We start from the raw sequence: 24,022 nt of genomic DNA, 5'->3' as shown, positions 1-24,022 counted from the left end.
TTCTATTAGGTATAAAATCTCCAGGAGGCAAGACTTACGCTTGTCAAAAAAGACATATGATTCTCTAGTCGAAGAAACTACTTCAACCTTAATCAGCTAATATTTAATGGATTATTTTATTTACTATGCCAAGTTATGTATGAGATATTCTCGGGAACATCCGATAACTCTTCTCCAAACTCTTGCAAAACTCCTTCTTTGTTGTAATACCATCCAAAGGCATTCCCTCCCACCAGATATATGGCATCGGATACACCTATATCAATCAATGCCTGCGAGAAGTCGTGAAACGATTCGTTATTTCGGCTCTCTATCATCATTACCTGCTCGTTACGAACAGCAAGGGCACGGCGTATCGATTTATTTTTAGGCTTGTTCTCAACCAATTCTCCATTCTGCACCAGAGGGTACTGTCTGAAAAAAGAGCCTTTATTTGCAATCACTTGCTCCAATAAAGGGGTATACTCTCCCACCCCAATAGAAACCGTTTTATCTTGAATGGCACAAAATCCTTTTTTAGCAACTCCTTTTGATAGTTGCTCTCCTGAAAGAACAAAGTCTCCTACAATTTTCTGATTATCCTTACGTATATCGGCAGCCATTGCAGCATATAGAATAGAGGAATCCGATCTGTCGGGCATCCCTAACGATAGAGACATTGTAGCTCCATTAGGTATATATATTAATAGAGGTACATCATTTATAGTATCCGATAGAACTTCAATATATCCTTCTTTACTCGGACTGCTAATAGTATCAATTGTTATAGATATACTTTCTGACGTTGTTTCTTCAGGTTCAAAGTAATATTCGGGAGCTTGTTCCTTTGTTAGGAAGAAGAACAAAAGGCTTGCTAAGATTATTAAAGAACAGATAGTCAGAATAAGCCACTTCACTCTGGTTGTAAGCCCTTTTCTTTTTTCCTTAATTTCAGAGCCAAGAATATATACTTCGTTATCTTGTTTATTCTTCTTTGTCATCATATTCCAATCCTCCTACTTTTTATACTATCCTCCAACACTGTCTTAAGAGCCTTCAATGCTTCTTTCGAAGCCGAAAGCGTAAATTTATTAGAGAAACTACCATCCGAAAGTACAATCTGTTGCTTTGAGACATTTACGTAGTAGATATACTTACCATTAATAATGAGGCTTTTTCCTAAACGAATAAATGTTTGTGCATCAGTACCCAATTGCTGCTCTATTATTTTTTCGAACGAAGCCAGATTGAACGAAAACACATGCTCGTCTTTATCTACAAGAGTCATAGTAGAATAATTCCCCTCCGACAGTATGTACACAATCCGTTCGGGGGTAACCCTCACGACTTCATTGCTATTGGTTAATACTAAATACTTTGACATCCTTCATTTTTTAATAAGAACAAAGATATGTCTTTCCAAACATATAATAATACCTATTTATCCCCATTTCATAAAATAGCATACTGGTTGTATGAAATGATCGGAATTGATGATGAAATGATATTTGAGAATAAATTAATTCTGATACAATACAAGATTTACGTTACTTCTTAGTATAATCTTTAGGTAAAATTTCGAACTGCTTATAAAAACATTTTGTGAAATAGGATGGAGAATTAAACCCAACCATATAACATACTTCATTCACGTGTGCCACATCTTCTTTGAGTAATCGGGCAGCTTTTTTCAAACGTTCGAGACGCAAAAATTCATTGGGGCTAACTCCCACAATTCCTTTAATTTTTCGATAGAAACTCGATCGGCTCATAAAGAAAGTATCTGCCATATCATCAATACTAAAATTGGGATTACTTAAATTCGATTGGATTATTTCGTTCAATTTGGCTAGGAATTCCTCATCAGGTTTTGTGATTGCCATTGTATCGGCAGCCACAAAGGGCGATTTTGTAAATGCTTCGCGTACCTTTTCTCTGTTCTGCAATAAGTTTGCAACACTAGCCAAAAGATATTCATTCGAAAATGGCTTTTCGATATAAGCATCTGCTCCCGTATCCATTGCTTCTATTTTCGATTGCAAGTTGGTTTTGGCAGTAAGTAGTATAATGGGCACATGACTATAATTTAAATCCGATTTTATGGCTTTACATAATTCGAAACCATCCATCTGTGGCATCATAATATCACTGATGATTAAATTGACAGAGGTGTTATCGAGAATTTCTAATGCCTGAACTCCATTTTCGGCAGTAAGAACGTCATAATCATCGGACAATACTCTACTGACAAATAGTAGCATCTCTTGATTATCCTCAACAAGTAAGATAGATGGTTGATTGCTCTTTTCTTTATCAATCTTATGAATACTACTAATTGGCGAATGATGTGTAATAGTTGAGTTACCTACTATTTGAATAGTATTCTCTTGAAAAACAGGAAGCGTAAGATAAAAGCTGTTTACAGTTAACTCTTCATCCATATACAAATTACCATGATGCAACTCGGCAAGCGAGCGAGACAAGGCTAAACCGATTCCCGTACCCACAGTTGCTTTTTGCGATTCGTCTATATTATACCTTACAAATGGTTTGAAAATTTCATTCCTCATCTCTTTAGGTATAACAGGACCATCGTTTACTATACTGATATGAAAAACATTATCTTCACTATTACCAATTACTAACGAAACATGAACATAAGTTTCTGAATACTTGATAGCATTGTTAAACAGATTGCTGAGTATTTTGGTAAATGCCTCTTTATCTACATGAGCAAAAAAATCATGCTGAGGCATATTCAGCTTAAAATCAAGCTCTTTTTGTTTTTCTAAGGGAATAAAACGTATTGATGTCTCTCGTAGGATTTCAGAGACATTACACTCTATAAAATTCATGGTAATGCCTTGTATTTCTGTCTTTCTAAAATCGAGAAGCTGGTTTGTCAGATTAAGCAAGCGCGATGTATTTTTACTCATTATATCCAGATCGAGACTTGTTTCATCATCTACGTTTCCTTTCTTTATTATATTGTCAAGAGGTCCTTTTATAAGGGTCAAAGGTGTGCGTATCTCGTGAGCAACATTCGTGAAGAACTCAATCTTAGTATTATATAATTCCCGCTCCTTCTTTTGATTAAATAAGCTTAGCAAACGACGCTGCTTCCGCTCATTACGTATTTTGATGTATCTGATGAATAAGAATACAGACCCTACAATCATCAGAAAATAGAGCATATATGCCCAAACTGACAAATAAAACGGTGGCAGTATCTTTATATACAATTGAGTTTCTTTCTCATTCCATACACCATCGCTATTTGATCCCCGTACTTTAAATACATACTCTCCATGCCCTATATTAGAATATGTAATCAATGAACTTTCTGTTACAGGAAGCCAATCTTTATCGAAACCTTCGAGTTTATACATCAGCTTATTCATTTCGGGAGCTTGATAACTCATGGCTGCAATACGCAGAGAAAAAGAATTTTGCTTCGAGCTAAGTTCTATTGAATCCGAAAATGTTATACTTTTTGTCAGTGGAGAATTAGAGCCTCCCACTTCTACCTTTTGATTGAACAGTAAAAAATCGGTAATCACAACCGGTGGAATATATTTATTCTCGGAGAAAGAGTTCGGATTAAAAGATATAAGCCCATCAATACTTCCGAATAAGATTGTACCATCGTCTGACTTAAAGCCCGATTTGTAATTAAACTGATTACTTAACAACCCATTTGCTACTGTAAAAACTCGTATCGATTTATCTTCGGGATTAAATTTCACAAGCCCATTATTTGTAGTTATCCAAAAGAAGCCATTATCATCTTCTACTATCTGAAAAACGACATCGTTAGGCATTCCATTAGACGAATTGTATTGTACAAATGTTTCTTTCTCTGCATCAAATCGGCAAAAACCTCGTCCTTGTGTTGTCAGCCATATTCGCTTTTTACTATCTTCGAAAATACTTAGCACCTTATTATAAGGCAAACTATTTTCTACTTTCTCATTATGTGTGTAGTGTGTCCACTTATCTTTATTTATGTCGTATCTGAAAGCTCCATTTACATAAGTAGCCAACCATAGATTACCTTTCGAATCTTCTTTTATATCATAAACGAAGATATTTTTCAATTCAGGAATCTCTGTAAAGTCATTCGTAGCTTTGTTATAACGCAAAAGACCAAATAGTGTACCTAAATATATATCACCCGTACGTGTTTTGCATATTGTAAATACACTGTTATCATTCAACGAATTACTATGATCTCCTTTTATATATGATTTTATAATCTGCTTCTTCGAATCAATCACTTTTACTCCTTTCGAAAAAGTACCAACCCATAGATTATCTCCGTCCATACATAAACCATGTACATTGGTAAAATCTTTACTGGGAGCAAAAAAATCAAAAGTATTTGTTTTTGTATTGAAATTATACAATCCGTTATCTTCTGTTCCAATCCATAAAGAGCCATCGGTACTCTCACATATTTCTCTAACTCTGCGTCCTTGCAGATCGGTGTTTCTACCAGTAGGATAGTATTTCTTGAAATAGGTGTACTGTTTAGGTAGATAGTTAATACCATCAAAATAGGTTCCTATCCACAACCCATCTTCTCTATCTACAAAAAGGCTGTACACCGCATTGTCTGATAAGGAATAAGGATCGTAAGCCGAACTACGAAGATGAGTACTCTTATCTGTCTTAAAATTGTAAATATAGATTCCCGATTCAGTTCCTATCCACAGTTCATTATCCTGATAGGGAATAAAATCCCTAACAAATACAAACTCTCCCAACTTATCGGAAAGAGATAAGTTTCTTATTTTATGAGTCGATAGATCGACCTCTTTCATTCCACTTTTTTCAGAACCAACATATAAGCAATTATAAGGTCCAAGATAGGTTTTAGATATAACTTCATCTTTAAAAAGCTCCTTGCCATCCTCAGCTTTCAAAGGATTCAATGTCTTCAAATTATCCTTAGAGAAGAACAAACCGCCTTCATAGAAAGATACCCATACTGTTCCCGTTTTATCAATATTAAAGCTTCTTATATTACTCTTCTTCAATTGATAATTAGTGAAGCTTTGTGTCTGCGAGTTATAGCAATACAAGCCTTGCATTTCTGCAACAATCCAAATATTGCCTTCTTTGTCTCCTGTGATTATTGTTACTGTTTTTTCGACAACACTTCCATCGGTTGCTTTCAAGGTAAAAGGTCTGAAAATTTCTTCTTCCGGATAGTAAATATAGATTCCGGCATCTGTACCTACCCATATATTACCCTCATTATCTTCGAACAAAGTTGTGACAAAACTATTCCCCAAACTATGTTCTTTTTGTGGCGTATACTTAAATATCTGGAAAGATTGCCCGTCGAACCGGTTGAGACCATCTTTAGTTCCAAACCACATAAAGCCATTACGATCCTGTATAATCGTATTAACCGTATTTTGAGATAAGCCATGTGTAATATTTAGCCTTTTAAAATAGTAGTTATCCTTATTTTGGAACGGATAAGTTTTGGAATAAAAACTTCCCAACAAAATAAGGATAAGGATAGCAACTGTTTTTTTCATATTATCTATTCGAAAAATTCTGAGATTAGTTTAAAGATTTTAGGATCAAACCTTTTCGTTACTTACTTTAGCGTTGGTACACTATACTGAGAATTGATTCTCATTCTATCAATACCATTCTCATTCTGAAAATACACATCACTTATATACATTGCCCTTGGGTGAATATGGGTTGTATCGTGATGTGCGTGAAATACAATACGCAAATTACCTTCTTTATCGGTAAATGTTGCACTATGCCCCACTCCAACTAAATTGCCGGGCTTTTGAAGGATTGGATTCTCCGAATATTTAGTCCATTCGCCCATAATGTTATCGGTAGTAGCATAACCAATGCCATAGAAAGGACTTTCGTAGCTATTAGCCGAATAAGTCATGTAATACAATCCATTTCTTTTGATTACAAACGGTCCCTCGTTTACTCTTGGCCAAACTTCTTCCCATGCTTGAGAAACATGAATACAAGGGTGCATTGTTTCTGCTTTAATGGACAATAGATCGTCATTTAACTCTGCAACCCAGATATTCAGACCATCATTAAAACGATCGAAAAACAGATAGGCTTTGCCATCATCATCAATAAATAAAGAGTTATCTATTGCTTTCTCACTATCCAACATCGGTTTCTTATCCTCTTGCTTAAAAGGACCTAGAGGAGAGTCGGAGACGGCGGCACCAATATGCTCATCGCCCGAAAAGTACATATAGAACTTCCCGTTTACATAATATACTTCGGGAGCCCAAAACCAACGGCTTGCCCAAGTGTCGTTTTTATGTAGAGCTAATTTAGCTTCTTTTTTCCATTTATTCAGATCATTTGAAGTATAAACTTCAATACCCTCCTCAGCATTAGTTCCATATGCGTAGTACGTATTGTCATACAGCATTATAAAAGGATCACCCAAAGGAACCAGTGATATTTTAGGCTCTTCGGTTATAGTGGGCTGATTATTTTGGCAGCCAGATACAACGAGAGAGATAATACAAAGCAATAAAAGATTATATCTTTTCATTTGAGTATATTTTTAGGATGAAATAGAAGAGAGGCTGTATTTTCATAGGCAACCTCTCTTAATTATAGTTTTATTATTCAGGAATATGATATCTCATAATTCCATTATATATGGGAAGACCTCCTTCTGAAAACAAACCTACCTGAGCAGGAGTTGCAGAAGTTTTTAAACGACAGATTTCTTTTCCATCCACATAAATGAGTAATGAGTCTTTTAACTTTACACACCTCAGATTGTATGAATCTTTAAGCAATTCCTTTACCCGTATCTTATACAAATAAGGGTTTTCATCTGTTGCCTCCTTATTGATAAAACGCAAAGCCTCAGCTTTTACCTTATCGAAAGTCATCTCGTTATATGCAGGGTGCTCGGCTACTCCATTTTTCGTATTAGGGAATGAATGCCACTCTCCGTTTACTGAATATTCGGCTGAAACTTTATCAAACATGTTATCGACAAAAAGATCGTCATTATTAAAAGCTTGCCTGCTTAACCTAATTGCATCTATCCAGGTAGGTGTAGCAAATGAATATCCTTTCTCTATGAAATCAGTATATTTTATGTCGGCATAATGGGTTTGCCATTTATAAAGAGGGTAATCGTTTTCTGCTATTAGTTTACCTTTTGTCATAATAACTTCAACTAACTTTTTACGCTCATAATCGAACACTACTTTCACGTAATTATCCTTATCAATAAAGATGGCATATACACCCACAGTTCCAGAACCTGAAGAATTTGTTATTTGTGTAGAAAACTCATATTGAGAAAGAAAGTCTCCTTTAAAAACTTGAAAATTATCGTTCAACACTTCCAATCCTTTTTCTGCAACATTGTATTTACCTATTGTCTGCTCTCCTGATTGAGAATTTCCCCAACCATAGATATTTGCATCAGATTCGTCCCAACCAATTGTATAGATTAACCCATCGAAAGACGTTTTTCCTTCTTCCGAAAACAAACCAGGAACTCCTTTTTCTGATATAGTAGTTCTAAGAATAGATAACTCAGGTGCAGGAATTTCATCAATGCTTATTGAGAACACTCCACTATTTCGTTGTACTGTTATTGTATGATATACACCAAACTTAAAATCGGTTGATAATGAATACGATTTTGTATCTATCGATCCTCCTGTATTCGTTTGGTAATACCAACTCTTGTTAGACGAATCGAGTCCTATTTTCAGCCAATTATTCTGATCTTTATACCATGCAATTACGCCCGCTTTATCAGTTGTATTTATACCTGCTTCGAAATAATAATCCGTGGACTCGAAACTCTTTTCTAATATTGCTGTTTGGGATGCTTGGCTATTAGATATGAATTCTCCATTTGCTACAACCCATTCTTTAGCAGAAAACACCCATTTATTTTTAGATAGTTTGCTATCATCAAAAGTATCGCCATAAGTAGGTTTAGTCGGTTCAGGGAAATAGCCTTTGGTATTTGCACTGGTTATACCATCAGAATGCATAGTCTTATCAAAAAAATGTATTCGATTGACGTATTGACTACGAAGCTCTTTATTCTTATTTGCCATATAAATCAACCACCATTCAAAACCATTGGGCCCTCGTAATATATTAGGTTGCCCGGGTGAGAAAAGAATATCGTCTGCTTTATCGTTCTGCATATCAAAGAGCGAAACATTTATATAACTATGTTTTCCTGCTTTACTTTCAATCGCTAAACAGTTCTCTCCGTTTAGTAAGGCTGCTTTTTCTTTCTCTGTCAAATTAATTATACGATAATCGGAGCCCGACTTATCATATATAAGATTACCATTCAGATATACTTTTATATCTCCATCGTGAGTTACACGCAATGCTAGATTTCCTATATCCGATTTGTTGACTGTAAATATTTTTCTCAGATAAATTTCTTTATCATTCCATTTTGTTCCTTGTTTACGGACTGTTGATCCTTTTATATTCTCAGAAGCAAAACCACCTTTTCCTCTTTGCCATGAAGAATCATCAAAAGAAACAGTTTTCCAATCTTGTTGAGGTGCGTTGATTGTATACGTAAAAAGAGGGTTATAAGTTTTACCAAATTGCAACAAGTCTACATACTCTTCCTCCACATTTGTCTGATTAGACAGTAGTAAAGGATACGAATATTTTGTTCCGTGATTAAATGTAGTCGGCGAATCGGCTTCTGCCACCCCCAATTGATAATTGCCCCATTCGGTAGCTGTATGATTGGCATTATACATCATATAATAGCGATTCCTGTATTTCATCACCCAAGGACCTTCGGCTACACGATTATCCATCGTTTCCCATGTCTGAGGCAGGGATGCAAACTGGTAAAGCGGATGACCACTAAATGTGTATGGATCTTTCATCGGGCGAACCCAAATTGTATTGCCATCCGTAAACCGAACCATATACATATAGAGTTTACCATCATCGTCTTTAAATACTTTCGGATCTATTCTATTGTCCATCCAAGTACTTTTTACGGGTTCGGTATAAGGTCCGAGAATATTATCAGCATCGGCATGTGCAATGTGTACTATATGCTTATCTTTTCCCCAATAATTGACCGACCAATACAGATGAAATTTTCCGTTTAAATAAATCATATCATTGGCGTGAATCTGATCGTTTCCTGCTCCCGTTCCTGCTGTCCATTCATTATTCATATCCAACACATGAACAGGTCCTGTCCACGTCGCCAAATCGTTGGATACATAGTAACTACCATCGGTAAACACACCGCCTATATAATATTTGCCATTGTACTTTATAACACCTGCATCGGCAACATGTGGTAAAACCGGATTTTGAATATTCTGTGAGAAAAGCGAACTTATTTCAACAAAAAACAAGAGAGCAATTAATAGTATGTATCGTATATATATTTCATATTTATTCATAACTCTGCTTTTTTAAAGGTCAATAAACCTGATAACAGATAGCTATCAGGTTTATTGAATCTATTTTGAAAAGGATTAAGGTCTTAGACCTTTTTGTATTACTTAATAATTGGGGTTCTGCGTCAATTGACCTTCACTATTATCTACTTCTATTTGAGGAATAGGCAATCTATTGTGCTTACCTATTATAAAATTATTGAAATCTTCGTCTCGGCTCTTCAGTTCTGCTAATCCTACCTGATTATCCAATAGCCCCCAACGCTTAAGATCGGCCCATCTCCATCCTTCGAAACAAAGTTCAAGAGACCTTTCCATTTGCAGACGTTTCATAAAGCTTTCTTTCGAATTAAGCGAACTAGCATATATACTGTTGGCTAGTTTAGCTAATCCAACTCTGTTTCTTACTTTGTCTACATAAACAGCTGCCTGAGTTGTGCTTCCGCCTGTTTCTACAATACATTCGGCATAATTAAGAAGAATATCAGCATAACGCATGATCCGATAGTTATTTGGTGCAAAGTAATCTTCTATGGTACGGAAATAAGCAGTATTATATTTGCGGATATAGCACGAAGATCCCCATCCTTTTTCGTCCCACTGGGTAGTTGCATTTACCGAATAATACATTGGATTACCGTTCGGGAAATCTTTTATAAAATCACGATAGAGAACACTATTATATAAACGAAGGTCGTTGGCTCCATCTGTTCTTTTTTCTTTCAGGAACTCATCAACCAGCCATCTTCTGGCTTTTCCATCAGCCCAGCCAATACCCTCAGGAGCATAAAATTGGGTACGTTGAAAGCCGGTTGCCATACTTGCATTATTGCCGGTGCCACCTTTATTGGTATCATCAAACTGAATCTCGAAAATGCCTTCTTTATTATTTTCATCCAAGTGAGTAAAGTTATTTACCCAATTATCTATCAAACCATATAGAGAGCCTTCTTTATTTACCAACCATTCAAACTCGGTCTTTGCCTGATCATACTTTTTTTGTTGTAAATAAGCCTTGCCTAGTAAAGCCTTTGCCGCACCCATTGTAGCTCTACCAGCATCGGCATCACCCCATTTTTCGGGTAAAGGATTTTCAGTTATTGCAGCTTTTAAATCAGTTTCTATTTGAGCCCAAATTTGTTCGCCGCTCGATTCTACAGGTACATAATTTGCATCCGTAGGTTCAAGAATAAGAGGTCCTTTTTCCCACAGAAGATTTACCTGAAAATACCACAATGCTCTCAAGAAATGTGCCTGCCCTAATATCTGAGCTTTTTTATCAGCATCCATGTCAATATTAGGTACATATTTCAATACTTGGTTGCAACGAAAAATAGCCATATAGAAATGTTCCCAATGCATATTATTCCCATCATAAAAATTATAGTTGGTATATGAGAATCGAGTCCAATCGGCAAGCTCTATCCAAGGAGAAGAACTCAGCCCCTCATCCGAAGTAAGATCGTATCTGAATGAAAGCCAACGCATCCACGTACCCTCTTTATAGAAAGCACTGTAACAAGCATTTATTCCTGCTTCTGCATCGGAAGCAGTCTTCCAAAAGGTTACCGTAGTACCTTGGTTGGGGTTATCTATATCTAAAAGGCTTGAGTCGCATGCGGTAAACCCCAGCATGGCTCCGATTAGTAGAATATATATTTTTTTCATCTTATTATTAATTTATAAGGTCTTAGACCTATTTATTGTTTTGATGTAGGATAAATCAGCAAGTATTCAATTATTTTTCTTAAAATGTAAGATCTAAACCAAACATAACCGATCCCATATTGGGGAATGCAAAATTGTCGGTTCCTCTATCCCATACATCATTGTTTATAAATTGAGGATCTAATCCGCTATATTTAGTAAAGGTTATCAGATTATTTCCTGTTGCATATACTCTAAGAGCTTCAATCCCCAAGTTCCTTATAAACTTCTTATCGAAAGTGTATCCAAATTGGATGTATTGCGAACGAAAAAACGAACCGTTTTCCAAATATCTATCGCTATCATAGGCATTACGAGCATCTCCATAAATAATGCGTGGAGTATTCGAATTTGGGTTTATTTGATAAGGTTCTTGTCCTTTTTTGAAATTCAAGTAGCTCGAATTATCTGCAAAATAAGTTCCCTGCCATTTGGTTACATTGTATATATCATTTCCAAATTGACCATACCACATCATCGAAAAGTCGAAGTTTTTCCAGCTACCCGTAAAGGTCAGAGCCAATTGTGCTTTTGCCCATGGATTTCCAACTATCTGACGGTCATTAGCAGTGATAGAACCACTGTCATCGGTATCTATATAAATAACATCACCTAGTTGAGGTCTTTTGTCACCAATAAGAATAGGTGTTCCATTTGATGTTACATAATTATCTATTTGTTCTTGCGTTCTGAAAATACCCGCAGTTTTATACAAATAATACATAGATAAGGGCTGTCCTATCTCCGATTTAGTTTTTCCCGAATAGTATACATCTTTACCATAGCCCAAGTCTAATACCTTATTGCTAAGTGTAGTTAAGTTGGCTACTATTCCATAGTTGAAGTCTCCTATTTTATCTTTCCAGTTTGCAGTAAACTCAAAGCCTCTGTTTCTCAAACTTGCAGCATTAGCCAAAGGCGCACCTTCTTGATTACCTGTTGATATAGCAATAGGCATTGTAGTTAATACATCTCTCGATATAGCATTATAATACTCGGCACTTGCTGTTAAACGTTGATCTAAGAAAGCAGCATCAAAACCAACATTCACAGTTTCTTTGGTTTCCCATTTCAAGTTTGAGTTAACAATCTTAACCTGAGATGCTCCCGAAACCAATTGTCCGCCAATTACCGTAACCATACTTTGGTTGATTGTACCTAAATAATCCCAGCTACCAATAGCGGCATTACCCAGACGACCCCAGTTTCCACGAAGTTTCAAATCTTCAATCCATGGCACATTGAAAAATTTCTCCTGAGATATTCTCCAAGCTCCCGATATAGATGGGAAATTTCCCCAACGATTTTCTTTCGACAAACGAGATGTACCATCTCTACGCATTGTTCCTGTTAGATAATACTTATTATCGTAATTGTAATTGAATCTTCCCAGATAGGAAATCATCGAATTTTGTTGAATACTGTTGAAATTCTGTTGATTACTTTGTCCTGCATCCAATACAGTTAAGTACCCCCCTCCCACCATTGGAAAGTTAAGACGCGAACCTCCTACTGTTTCCCATTTATAAGTTTGGTAAGTAAGACCCGCTAATGCATCAATATGGTGTTTTCCGAAATCCTTATTGAAGTTTAATGTATGCTCTAAAAGTCTGTTATAAGTATTAGCTCTTTCTTTAAGACCTTCTGGATCGCGGTGTTCCTGATTTCTCTGCCAGTTGCCTTCTCCTCTGAACCATGATTTCTCCCAGAAATAATAGTCGATACCAGCATTCAACTTATAAGACAGGTAAGGCAATGGTTTAAATTCGAACCAAGCTGCACCATTAAGTCTATGTTGAATTTCTCTCTGACGCTCCAAAGTTTCGCGAGCTATCGGATTCACTCCAAATGTATTGGCATTTGCATCTCCATATCCAAATCCTCCGGGATTGTTTGCATCATACACAGGAATGGTAGGAAGCATTCTCATCACATCGTTATAAGGATTGGTTTGCAAAGGGTCTTTATCTGTAGCCGAGAATGCAAGGCTTTGTCCGAAAGAGAAAACACCTTTCTTTCCATCGGTATTCACCCTGAAACTATATCTGTCGAAATCGTTTCCGAACGAAACTCCTTTATGATTAAAGTAACCTCCTGATACAAAATAGCCTCCATGTTCACCACCTCCCGATAACGATACATTATAGTCTTGAATAACGCCCGTTCTGAACACTGCATCCTGCCAGTTGGTATCATAATCTGAATGTTGTTGTAAACCACCTTTCCAACTACCGTTAGCAATTCCTTCGGTATATGCCAAATCATTGTATTTTTTATAATTAGCAGCATCCATCAAGTCGTAACGAGGAGTCCATTCCATAGTTGCTTTCGCGTTCACGCTAACTTTCATCGGACCCGATCTTCCTTTCTTTGTAGTTACTATAATTACACCATTGGCTGCACGCGAACCGTAAATGGCTGCCGAAGAAGCATCTTTCAAGACTTGAATAGTCTCAATATCCGATGGATTAAAGTCTATTCCCGGATTCATAATCATACCATCCACAATCCAAAGTGGACTACGATCGCTAAGTGTACCGACTCCTCGAATCTCTATTGAAGCATCTTCACCTGCTCTACCGCTACTACGGACATTTACCCCCGTAGCCAGTCCTTGCATCTGAGTAGCAATAGTTCCGGCTGCACTTTTTCTCATTTCCTTAGTATCTACTACGGAAACTGCTCCGGTGAGGTCTGCCTTTCGGATTGTTTGATATCCAATTACGACTACTTCATCTAAGTCTGCCGCATTTTCTTTGAGAGTAATATTGAGAGGCGTACCATTGTAAACTGCCTCTTGAGTAGTAAGACCTAGAAAAGAAAAGACCAAGGTTTGTCCTCTTTCTCCTGAGAGACTGAACTTTCCGTCGATGTCTGTAACCGTTCCGGTCGTGGTTCCTTTAATTTTCACATATACGCCGATGAGTGGATTGCTTTCTACGTCTACCACCTTTCCGGTAATGTTTACATTCTGAGCACAAACGGCTAGTGTAAACATACTTAGCATAAGAATTAATAATTTTTTCATCATCTGAATTAGATTTTATTAGATAAACAAAGGGTCTATACTGCCCAAATTACATGGGTAGTAAAGCATTATTAAAATATAGAGATTAAGATTAAGGTCTCAGACCTATTTATTGGTCCCACTGAACGTTATTTGTTCATTCTAGTTGTAATAACTTCGGACTGTTACAACTTTGAAATACCACATTACCAACTTTCAGCTACTTACTTGTTTAAAGAATTACATATTTCTTGGTTAACTTTTCGGGTGCGAGCTTCGTCTAATTTAATAACCTCACGGTCATAGGTCATCAGTCCGTTTACTTCACCTTCAACATCCGTAGTCTGAGTATAAACAGCAGCAGAAAATCCTGCTTTTATCAATTTTTTCAGTACTTCGGCATACTTTACATATTCGTCGGTAACTTCTTTCGAATTCTTGAATTGCACATATCCCCAGTTTTTGTCGGGCTGCCACAAGTGACCTTCGAGAGGAAGCCCAATACCACCATATTCACCTAACACCGTTGGTCTTTCGGCATCGTATAAATAAAGTTCGGGTCCCGGATAATTATGCAAATCAAGCATATCGCCTGTGCGGTAGTGATTACCTCCACTTGCAGAATTTACCAAACGCGATGGATCGTAGTTTTTAGTCCATTCGGCAGTTTCAACTGTTTTGAATTGTCCCCAAGCTTCATTAAACGGAATCCATGTTACGATAGACGGATATGAAATAAGATAGTCTACAATGTCTTTCCATTCTTTATAGTAGTTTGCTTCTGATTCGCCCGAACGAATTAGTTCACTACCATTAAAGTACTGACGGTTTTGCCATTGTGGAGACTTATCTCCATTAGGCATATCCTGCCAAACGAGTATTCCTAATCGGTCGCAATGTGTGTACCAGCGAGCAGGTTCTACTTTCACGTGCTTACGAATCATATTGAACCCAAAGTCTTTGGTCTTTTGAATATCATATACCAAAGCCTCATCTGTGGGAGCGGTATATAATCCGTCGGGCCACCAACCTTGATCGAGAGGACCAAATTGAAAATAGTCTTTATTGTTCAACTGCATGCGTACAATTCCATGATCGTCTCTTTTGGTCGAAATCTTACGCATAGCTGCATAACTATTTACCTTATCTACCAGTTTACCATTGTTATACAAGTTAACTTCGAGGTTGTATAAGAAAGGAGATTCGGGCGACCATAATTTCATATCAGTAATAGGAATATTCAATTGCTGACCTACTGCTCCTTTTGCTTTTGCTACAATAGATGAACCGTCTTTTACTACAACCTCTATAATATCGGCAGATGTAGTTTTTTGGGTAGACACATCTATTGATAGTTTCTTAGTATCAATATTAGGAATCGTCTTTATTGAAGCTATATGTTGTGCATTAACCGGCTCTAACCAAACAGTTTGCCAAATGCCCGAAACGGGAGTGTACCAGATACCTTCGGGTTTGGAATTTTGTTTACCTACCGGCTGGAAACTATCGGTAGTAGGATCCCATACTTTCACTACTAATTTCTGATTTCCATCTGAAAGAAAAGGAGTTATATCAAACGAGAAAGGGGTATAACCACCGGTATGGCTACCTATTTTAATGTCATTGAGGTAAACTTCTGTTTTCCAATCTACTGCTCCAAAATGTAACAAGATGGTTTTGTTTTTCCAATTCGCAGGAACGTTAAACGAACGTTTATACCACAGTTCGTTATCTTTTCCAAGTTCTTTTTGAACTCCCGAAAGGCTCGATTCTACTGCAAATGGCACAAGTATTTTGCCATCGTATTTTTGAGGTTCATTCTGTCCATTGGGTAATATTGCATACTCCCACAATCCATTGAGGTTTGTCCATTCCGAACGTTCCATTATAGGACGAGGGTATTCAGGCAATACATTATTTACATCGATGGTCTGCGCCCACTTCGTCTTTATTTTATCTCCCATCGGTTTCCACTGCGCAAACAACCCGATGCAAGATATCATCATTGAGAATAATAAAAAGTTTCTTTTCATGGTTATCGTATTTCTGGTTAAGGGTTCAGACCTATTTAATCTTTTGCGAAGCATAACAACCTAAAGCTGATATAACCATACAACAGATGATAAAGTCCTTTTTTACTCACTATTTATTTCACAGTTACTTTTGTACTGAGAATTTATAAATACATGTTTGGGTATATGTTTCTCCCGGATTTAAACGTGTTGTTGGGAAATTAGCATGGTTAGGACTATCGGGGAAATGTTGCGTTTCGAGAGCAAAGGCTTCTCTATATTTCAAAGGCTTGTCAGTTTTCCCTGTGACTTTTCCATCAAAAAAGTTACCGCTATAAAATTGCAATCCGGGTTGATCCGTCCACACTTCCATCTTTCTTCCACTTGCAGGCTCATAAATAGAAGCTACTAGCTCTACATCCTTATCTGTTTTTCGATCTATAACCCAATTATGATCGTAACCCGCACCATTTTTCAATTGCTCGTTCTCAACATCTATTCTTTCGCCAATAGAAGTCGGTTTTCTAAAGTCAAAAGGAGTACCCTCTACACTTGCTATTTCTCCTGATGGAATTAATACACTATCAACGGGAGTTGTATTACTTGCATTGATCGTTAGGATATGATCTGTAATAGTTCCGTTTCCTTCTCCTTTCAGATTGAAAAGTCCGTGATGCGATAAGTTTATTACCGTCGCTTTATCCGTAGTGGCAGCGTAGGTAATTTTGAATTCATTTTCGGGAGTAAGAGCATAAGTCAAATCTATTTTCATAGTTCCCGGAAAACCTTCTTCACCATCGGGCGAAACATACGACAGATGTATTTCGTTGTCAGTCACCTTATCAACATTCCAAACAACCATGTCAAGACCTTTTAAACCTCCATGTAATGTTTGACCATTGTTATTGATAGGTAGCTGATAGGTAGTTCCATCCAATTCGAATTGCCCCTTAGCTATACGATTTGCATAGCGACCAACAATAGGTCCTAAAAAACGCTCGCCTTTATTATTGATATATCTGTCGATACTATCATAGCCCAGTACAATGTCTTCATATTTTCCATTTTTATCGGGAACCCAAAGCGCAACCACTCTAGCACCTAAATTGGTAACTTGCATAGTTAATCCGCTTGCCGATTTCAAGGTATATAGATCAACAGCTTTGCCATCTACCTCTGTTTTGAATGCAGATTCGTTCAATAGCGGTAGTTCTTTATTGGGGTGTTTATTACATGAGAATAAACATATTAATAAGCTTAGATAAATAAATGTTTTCATATTTTTCATTGTTGAATTTCAAACATAGGTTTCGGAGCAGATAATGAAGGACTTCCGTTTTCCACATAAGGCCAGTTATTATTATCCCACTTTATTTGGTCAAGCAACAATACCCTACCCTGTGGATTTTTCACATCCACCCCATGATAAAATATCCAATCGTTACCAACCTCGTCTTGTACTATTTCGGAACAGTGACCGTTTCCTACAAAGCGGCTATTACTATTGATTACTATATTATATCCGTTATCGATCATACTCTTTCCAACCTTATCGACATAAGGTCCCATAAGTGATTCCGATCGTCCAACAACCAATTTATAAGTGCTGTTAACGCCTTCGCAACAAGTACCGATGGATGCAAACAGATAATAGTAATTACCTTTTTTATGTATATAAGTACCTTCAAAGGCCGTTCCTGCAATGTATTTCTTTTCAGCACCTTCTTTTACAGTAAGCCCATCATTGCTTAATTCTATACCATAGATACCTCTGAAACTACCCCAAAACAGGTATTTCTTTCCTCCATCTTCTATATAGAAAGGGTCAATTGAATTTGTCACCCCTATTTCATTACTTCTAAAAAGCTTTCCCTTATCGGTAAAAGGTCCTGCGGGACTATCGGCAACTGCCACTCCAATTCCACAGGTTTCTTCGCCTCCCCAAACTGACATCGAATAATAAAGGACATACTTACCATCTATGTAATTAATATCGGGAGCCCAAAGTCCTCCTTTAGGTTCAAAATCGGGACGGCTACTGTCAGTGAAAACTGTTCCTACAAAACTCCATGCAATTAGATCTTTCGATTTATAAATTGGCATATTGCGTACATCTTCTGTGGCATAGAGGTAGAAATAACCATCGGCAGCTTTAATTATTGTAGGATCGGGCAAACTCCTTGCAATCACTGGATTCGAATATGTAGTTATTTCGGGTGCAGGAGGCGAATCATTATTGTTCGATGAACACGCCGCCAAACTAACCAATGTAAACAGATATAAAAGAGTTTTTCTCATAATATTAAGGAATTGAACGTATTTAATAATATATTCTATAAATATAATCACCTCTAATACTCACTCTTACCAAGTGTAATAGATAGCTTTGCGATCTTAAACCTTATTTCTTCTTGTAATTAAAGTAATTTTCCACTCGATCGGGGCTTAGCATTTGCCATAGCGATGCAACTGTCCAGCCCGGAGCAAAAATATCATTGTAGAAGCCTTTTCCGTTTTTGCCATAATCCCAATTTGTATGCTGTACAACTTCAGGATAATAACCAACTTTAGCTATATCGAACATATGTCCTTTAACGGGCATCAATTGAAGCATAGAACTTTTGATGATAGACGAAAATTCAGAAAAACGAGGTTCGTTACGTTCTTTAGCCAACCAATCAAGAACGGTTGCAAATTCAAAGATAAATACATCAATGTGGTTATTTTCGACTGAAACATTCCCCCAACCTCTCGATTTAAAGTTTACATCGCCCAACATTTGACCTTGTGCAAAAGGTACATCCCACATATAATACCACGAAAGGCTGAAATAAGCAGCTTGCTTGCTTAGGTCAATATAGTGTTGCTGCTCTTTTCCTTTGGACACCATTGCCAGATAATACATAGCAGTAGAAGCGTATAAAGAAGCTTCTTTATCTTCGCAGTTGGCATCTAGGGTTGATGAAAAATAATCGGCTTTAGAGACAAGTTCTTTCTCAAGATAAAGAGCTGTTTTTCTGGCACTTTCTAAATACAACTTATTATTAAAATAGGTATAAGCCATTGTTAATGGTAGAGTTGCCGAGGGTGTACTACCTCCCGATTCGTCTACTATTTTGAAATTGTCTTCGAATTTACGAGGAAAACTACCATTTGCTTCTTGTAATTTGAGAAAATTATTCAGAAGAGTTTTTATTTTAGCCTCCCATTCTGCATGCTTGCGACCTTTTCTTTTTTCGTATTCAAGATAATTCAGTATTGCAAAGGCTCCTTCGGATTGACGACGGATACTGTATATTTTAGTTTCATCGTTATGATCATAATCTACAAACTCTCTAAAAAAGCCGGAAGGGGTAAACCCATACTGCAAATAACTATCGAATATCGAATTTGCTTTTTCTACTAAATCGGGTCTGTTATTTGCTTCACCATACTCTAGAGCATTAAACGCATTCAATAAAACACGACCAACAAAACCAACTTCTACCGAACCTGTATTTTTACAATCGTCGGTACGCATGTGTACTCCTGAGAAATATTTCAGATCATATTTATCAACATAACTTTCATGGAAAAAGTTCGAAAGTATTTCTTTTGCTTCCACTGTCGATAAGTGATCTTTTACTTCTTGAGGCTTTAATGTATCAAATGAATAATCCCAAACGGAAGCTACAAATGTAGAAAAATCGGATGCTTTACTTTTTTTGATCTCCCATACTAATTGACGGGTTTCTCCTTTTTCTAATTTATCGAATGCCTGCACAGCAGGAGCTAAAGTCAGTTTACGAATATATGTTTTAGGTGCTTCACTATACGGAAATCCAAAAACAAGAGACGATTTTCCGTCTTGATTACGAAACCCTGTAAATCCTAAAGAGGTTTTTCCTGATAAGATAACTTCCCCTTGACTGTGGCAGGCTAAACTTTCGTTCTTAAAATCATCTAAACGCAATACTGTATAATAAGCTCCCGTTTTTTCGTTGAATATTCCCGTAAGAGGTGTACTCAAACGATCTTCTCTCACCTGCCAGCTATCGCTTGTATAAAACGATGGTGCTTCCTTGGGTGATCTTAAGTTGCGTCTATACCAAAATCCGGGCATATAGAATTGACAATCATCGTGATTCATCGTTGTATTATAGCTTTCTTCAAAATTATAATATACTAAATCGTGAGCTTTGATCGTAATTATCAGCTTCAATACAGAGTCATTTTCGACAGCTTCTTCTTTTATCTCAACTGGTATTTTTTCTGTTGATGTCAATATACCATTTTGAATTTGCAATGGATAGGCTATTGCCGGGTTTCCGGGAGACTTTAATGTTATTTGTCGTACCAAATTATCAGCCATATCAGCTGCATCAATCAATCCGATAGAGGAAATAAATAGTGCAATTAATAAGAGTTTCTTTTTCATGTTGTGTATATCTTCTTTTATTGAGGTCTCAGACCTATTTATAATTTTGGTATAGAGATTATCCCATTTCGGACAGACAAATAGGTATACCCGAACTACCATTTAGTTGTTCTATTTGATATTTGTTTGCTGAGGTGCTATAATATTACCCCCAATTTTCATTACTGGGGTTTCATCTTCAGAAAAAGTAACATCTGCTATATACATTAATCGAGGATGCACATTTTCTTTATCGTGGTGAGCATGAAATACCATTCGCAGTTTGCCCTCTTTATCTCTAAATATTGCACTGTGTCCAACACCTACAAGATCATCAGGTTTCTGAAAGATGGGGTTTTTATCGTATTTCACCCACGGTCCCATTGGCGAAGTAGCAGTTGCATAACCTACTCCGTAATTTTGACTATTGAAGTCATTCGCAGAATAAATCATATAATAAATACCTTTATGCTTAACTATAAAAGAGCCTTCGGTTACACGTCCCAAATCGTTTTCCCATTCTTCTGTTACATGAATACAGGGCTTCATTGTTTCTTTTCTTATCGTTTTCAGATCTGATTCCATTTCGGCAACCCAAATATTATTTCCGTTCGTGAAACGGACAAATGAGAGGTACGCTTTGCCATCGTCATCTATGAAAAGTGAATTATCGATGCACTTTTCATCTTCTATAATCGGCTTTTTTAAGTCTTGACGAAAAAGTCCTGTTGGTGAGTCGGAAATAGCAACACTTATATGCTCATCAACTGAGTAATACATGTAAAAAATTTTCTTTTGTGGAATATAGTACACTTCGGGTGCCCAAAACCATTTGTCTCCCCACGACTCATCTTTGTGTAGAGCCAATCTCGATTCTTTTTCCCAATTAATAAGATCATTTGATATATATACAACAATACCATCCTTATCATTAGTTCCATAAGCATAGTAGGTATTCTCATGTAATATTATAAATGGGTCAGCTAAAGCAATAGGTTGCTTTAAGTTACTAGTGATTTCATCTTTTGGGGTTGCAGAATTCTTATTAAAAGGAATTATGAGCAGACTCAATAGAATAAAAATTGTGCTCTTAGATATTCTCATGATTTCAGGTTTATTTTTCAGGTTCGATTTCTTTGGTTAATCAAACATATTAAAAAAATAAACTAAAAAACACTGTCACACGTATTCTGAATAGTATGTGCTATCCTTTGACATAATTGTGCTATTTTCTCTCTACTAAGGCTATTTTATTGGGTTTTGAGGCTTTGGGATATATTCTGCAACAATTTGATCATTCAGTGATATTTTTTTTTAAAATATTACCTATCTCATTCGTCTGTCATAATAGAGGGAAGTTTTCGAAATTTCACTAAGCAACATTCATAATTTTAAGATTGCAGACCTTTTATTACTTAGCAAGCAAAGACTAGAGATAGCCATCATTGAAATGATAGATATGTTGGCTAATTATAAAAAACTCAGATCATTCATATTGGACAGATTGTCTGTTATTCTTTTTAGATTATCATATAATAATTTCATGCACAACATCCACAGAACTACTGATAAACAGCATATTTACACACATCTAGAAAATATTTATTATTAAAATCCATAATAATTATAGAGTGAAGGTCTTTAGTCTAAAAATATGTTTATTTTTGTTTAAAAATGCGATAACAAGACCTTATGAAGAAACACAATAATCCAATCTCAACTTTATTTATCTATAACTGAGTAAAAGTGGCTGATTCTTTTTTTATATGCCTATATCTTATGATATGTTAGAATAAGCTATGTCAGCTTAGCTCATTTAAATCAATCATAAGATATAACAAGACTTACGACAATAAAGCCCAACAATTAATAAATCATCATCCAACTATATAATAAATCTATATTTATGAAGAAATTCTTCTTTTCTGGAATAAGCTCTATTGCTAACACAGTGGAAACTGCTTTTTGTAAAAGAATACTCATTCTACTTCTGACTCTAATTACCATTCCCACATTTTCTCAAACTCATATTAACCAGAATGGAGTACAGACCAGTGTCATTGGCAGCTTTTCAGCCAATGCAACACAGGCCAGAAGGTTTGAAATTGCAACAGTTGGTTATAACTCCTACAACTGGCAACCTGGGGGAGTGATAATTGTAGAATTATTTCATATTACCTATTCAACAGGATATGAAAAGTACTCAGTTGAGATTGGATATGCACAGGGTGGACAAGGAAATCCGGAAGTTAAATTAATAGATTCACAAGGTATAAATCATAATGCGAAGATAACATTAGGTATACCCTACAACCTGGCAACACAGGAGGGAGGCTATATCAATAAAGCCATTCCTGTATACCTTGATATAAGGTACTACAGCCATTACAAAGTTAGACTTACTTATATGCATACAAAGGTTACTGCATTAACGGCTCTTAATCAGATACAAATTAATGAGAGTCCATCCCCTATAAACATTCCGGATTTTACTGTATCTACAATCATTAACGAAGACGTAAATCGTTCAGGAAATTTAATGATACGAGGAAAGGGAAATCATTTTATTGAAAAAGGGAATGTGGGTATAGGAACAACTAATCCGGTCAATAAATTAGACGTAGAAGGAACCGGTTCTATTAGTAACCTCTTAACTGTTGGAAAGCAAATAGATCCAAGCAATGGAGGACTTGTCAATAGAATAGCAATCACTCCTTATCGTCATAGTGCAGGCCCCTGGTATTTTACTTCACGGGATACACCCAGTACTGCTTATCTAGATATCATGTATGGGGGAAAGAAGCTTTTCTCGATGATACATACCGGAGGTGTCGAAATTGCAGGTCCACTCAAAGCCCGAGAAGTGACCATTGATATTGCAGCTGGAGCTGATCATGTATTCAATCATGATTATGATTTAAAACCACTATCCGAAGTAGAAAGCTTTATCCAAGCAAACAAACATCTTCCGGAAGTACAATCAGAGAAATAAATGCAAACCGAAGGGCTTAATATAAATGAATTCCAGATCAAGCTTCTTCAGAAAATAGAAGAGTTAACTCTATACGTTATTCAACAAGAAAAGAAGAATTAAGAACTGGAACAAAAAATAGAAATACTTCAAACCGCTTTGGCTGAAAAGAAATAAAACAACAACCATATGAAAACCCTACACTTTCTCCTTTTGATCTTCTGTCCGCTACTCACATTTGGTCAGATTAACCTACAACACAATGGACTCCGCTCCGGCGATGAAATCATCAAACAACAAGTCGACTACAAAGATCCAGGAAGATCTGGTGAAAATGTTATATGGGATTTTGGCAAGCTAAAGTCTGTCAATGATGAATATTCTCTTGTGTACAGCTCTCCTGTACTACAAGAAAAGTCATTTTATGTTATGGGCTATGATACTATACAAGTAAAGAATACAGCTCAAAATTCGCTGATTATTGGTACTGAACACAATACGATGTAT

General features: G+C 36.5%; 13 protein-coding genes and 1 pseudogene. 2 read left to right on the top strand and 12 right to left on the bottom strand.

The features are described from left to right. Positions 1-116 precede the first annotated feature (116 nt). The 12 genes from IR022_RS00070 to IR022_RS00015 form a co-directional block, all read right to left on the bottom strand. Positions 117-983, bottom strand: a complete 867-nt coding sequence (locus IR022_RS00070; RefSeq protein ID WP_194202145.1) for a phosphodiester glycosidase family protein — start codon at positions 981-983, stop codon at positions 117-119. After that, positions 980-1,363 (bottom strand): LytTR family transcriptional regulator DNA-binding domain-containing protein, encoded by a 384-nt coding sequence (locus tag IR022_RS00065; protein ID WP_050711412.1) that lies wholly within the window; start codon positions 1,361-1,363, stop codon positions 980-982. The genes IR022_RS00070 and IR022_RS00065 overlap by 4 nt, the downstream gene beginning before the upstream one ends. Before the next feature lie 163 nt (positions 1,364-1,526). Then, on the bottom strand, positions 1,527-5,528 hold the full coding sequence (locus tag IR022_RS00060; RefSeq protein ID WP_194202144.1) for a two-component regulator propeller domain-containing protein: 4,002 nt from the start codon (positions 5,526-5,528) through the stop codon (positions 1,527-1,529). A 62-nt stretch (positions 5,529-5,590) separates the two neighbouring features. Then, the gene (locus tag IR022_RS00055; RefSeq protein ID WP_194202143.1) at positions 5,591-6,541 is read right to left on the bottom strand and encodes a glycoside hydrolase family 43 protein; all 951 of its coding nucleotides are present in this window, start codon (positions 6,539-6,541) and stop codon (positions 5,591-5,593) included. A gap of 73 nt (positions 6,542-6,614) precedes the next feature. Next, positions 6,615-9,425 (bottom strand): family 43 glycosylhydrolase, encoded by a 2,811-nt coding sequence (locus IR022_RS00050; RefSeq protein ID WP_194202142.1) that lies wholly within the window; start codon positions 9,423-9,425, stop codon positions 6,615-6,617. Positions 9,426-9,527: 102 nt separating this feature from the next. Beyond that, complete coding sequence (locus IR022_RS00045; protein ID WP_194202141.1) at positions 9,528-11,090, bottom strand: RagB/SusD family nutrient uptake outer membrane protein; 1,563 nt, start codon at positions 11,088-11,090, stop codon at positions 9,528-9,530. 79 nt (positions 11,091-11,169) lie between these two features. Beyond that, the gene (locus IR022_RS00040; RefSeq protein WP_194202140.1) at positions 11,170-14,160 is read right to left on the bottom strand and encodes a SusC/RagA family TonB-linked outer membrane protein; all 2,991 of its coding nucleotides are present in this window, start codon (positions 14,158-14,160) and stop codon (positions 11,170-11,172) included. A 200-nt stretch (positions 14,161-14,360) separates the two neighbouring features. Further along, positions 14,361-16,169, bottom strand: a complete 1,809-nt coding sequence (locus IR022_RS00035; RefSeq protein WP_194202139.1) for a glycoside hydrolase family 2 protein — start codon at positions 16,167-16,169, stop codon at positions 14,361-14,363. A 124-nt stretch (positions 16,170-16,293) separates the two neighbouring features. Next, positions 16,294-17,427, bottom strand: a complete 1,134-nt coding sequence (locus IR022_RS00030; protein ID WP_194202138.1) for an aldose epimerase family protein — start codon at positions 17,425-17,427, stop codon at positions 16,294-16,296. Between the two features lie 5 nt (positions 17,428-17,432). After that, a complete protein-coding gene (locus IR022_RS00025; RefSeq protein ID WP_194202137.1) occupies positions 17,433-18,446 on the bottom strand; it encodes a family 43 glycosylhydrolase in 1,014 nt (337 codons plus the stop codon). 103 nt (positions 18,447-18,549) lie between these two features. Next, positions 18,550-20,565, bottom strand: a complete 2,016-nt coding sequence (locus IR022_RS00020) for a hypothetical protein (RefSeq protein ID WP_194202136.1) — start codon at positions 20,563-20,565, stop codon at positions 18,550-18,552. A gap of 111 nt (positions 20,566-20,676) precedes the next feature. Then, entirely contained in the window at positions 20,677-21,642 is a 966-nt protein-coding gene (locus tag IR022_RS00015) for a glycoside hydrolase family 43 protein (protein ID WP_410492788.1), read from the bottom strand. 808 nt (positions 21,643-22,450) lie between these two features. On the opposite strand from IR022_RS00015, the gene IR022_RS00010 reads away from it, so the two are divergent. Together IR022_RS00010 and IR022_RS00005 are read left to right on the top strand one after the other, a co-directional pair. Beyond that, on the top strand, positions 22,451-23,536 hold the full coding sequence (locus IR022_RS00010) for a hypothetical protein (RefSeq protein WP_194202134.1): 1,086 nt from the start codon (positions 22,451-22,453) through the stop codon (positions 23,534-23,536). A gap of 168 nt (positions 23,537-23,704) precedes the next feature. After that, positions 23,705-24,022 (top strand): annotated as a pseudogene (locus IR022_RS00005) (hypothetical protein); the annotation flags it as partial.

It is taken from the genome of Dysgonomonas sp. GY617 (assembly GCF_015233815.1).
Taxonomy (GTDB): domain Bacteria; phylum Bacteroidota; class Bacteroidia; order Bacteroidales; family Dysgonomonadaceae; genus Dysgonomonas_A.
This window is presented reverse-complemented; position numbering and strand designations above follow the sequence as displayed.

Excerpts from the sequence above, each read along its gene's own strand:
- IR022_RS00070 (WP_194202145.1), bottom strand. The coding sequence starts at position 983 with ATGATGACAAAGAAGAATAAACAAGATAACGAAGTATATATTCTTGGC.
- IR022_RS00065 (WP_050711412.1), bottom strand. The coding sequence starts at position 1,363 with ATGTCAAAGTATTTAGTATTAACCAATAGCAATGAAGTCGTGAGGGTT.
- IR022_RS00060 (WP_194202144.1), bottom strand. The coding sequence starts at position 5,528 with ATGAAAAAAACAGTTGCTATCCTTATCCTTATTTTGTTGGGAAGTTTT.
- IR022_RS00055 (WP_194202143.1), bottom strand. The coding sequence starts at position 6,541 with ATGAAAAGATATAATCTTTTATTGCTTTGTATTATCTCTCTCGTTGTA.
- IR022_RS00050 (WP_194202142.1), bottom strand. The coding sequence starts at position 9,425 with ATGAATAAATATGAAATATATATACGATACATACTATTAATTGCTCTC.
- IR022_RS00045 (WP_194202141.1), bottom strand. The coding sequence starts at position 11,090 with ATGAAAAAAATATATATTCTACTAATCGGAGCCATGCTGGGGTTTACC.
- IR022_RS00040 (WP_194202140.1), bottom strand. The coding sequence starts at position 14,160 with ATGATGAAAAAATTATTAATTCTTATGCTAAGTATGTTTACACTAGCC.
- IR022_RS00035 (WP_194202139.1), bottom strand. The coding sequence starts at position 16,169 with ATGAAAAGAAACTTTTTATTATTCTCAATGATGATATCTTGCATCGGG.
- IR022_RS00030 (WP_194202138.1), bottom strand. The coding sequence starts at position 17,427 with ATGAAAACATTTATTTATCTAAGCTTATTAATATGTTTATTCTCATGT.
- IR022_RS00025 (WP_194202137.1), bottom strand. The coding sequence starts at position 18,446 with ATGAGAAAAACTCTTTTATATCTGTTTACATTGGTTAGTTTGGCGGCG.
- IR022_RS00020 (WP_194202136.1), bottom strand. The coding sequence starts at position 20,565 with ATGAAAAAGAAACTCTTATTAATTGCACTATTTATTTCCTCTATCGGA.
- IR022_RS00010 (WP_194202134.1), top strand. The coding sequence starts at position 22,451 with ATGAAGAAATTCTTCTTTTCTGGAATAAGCTCTATTGCTAACACAGTG.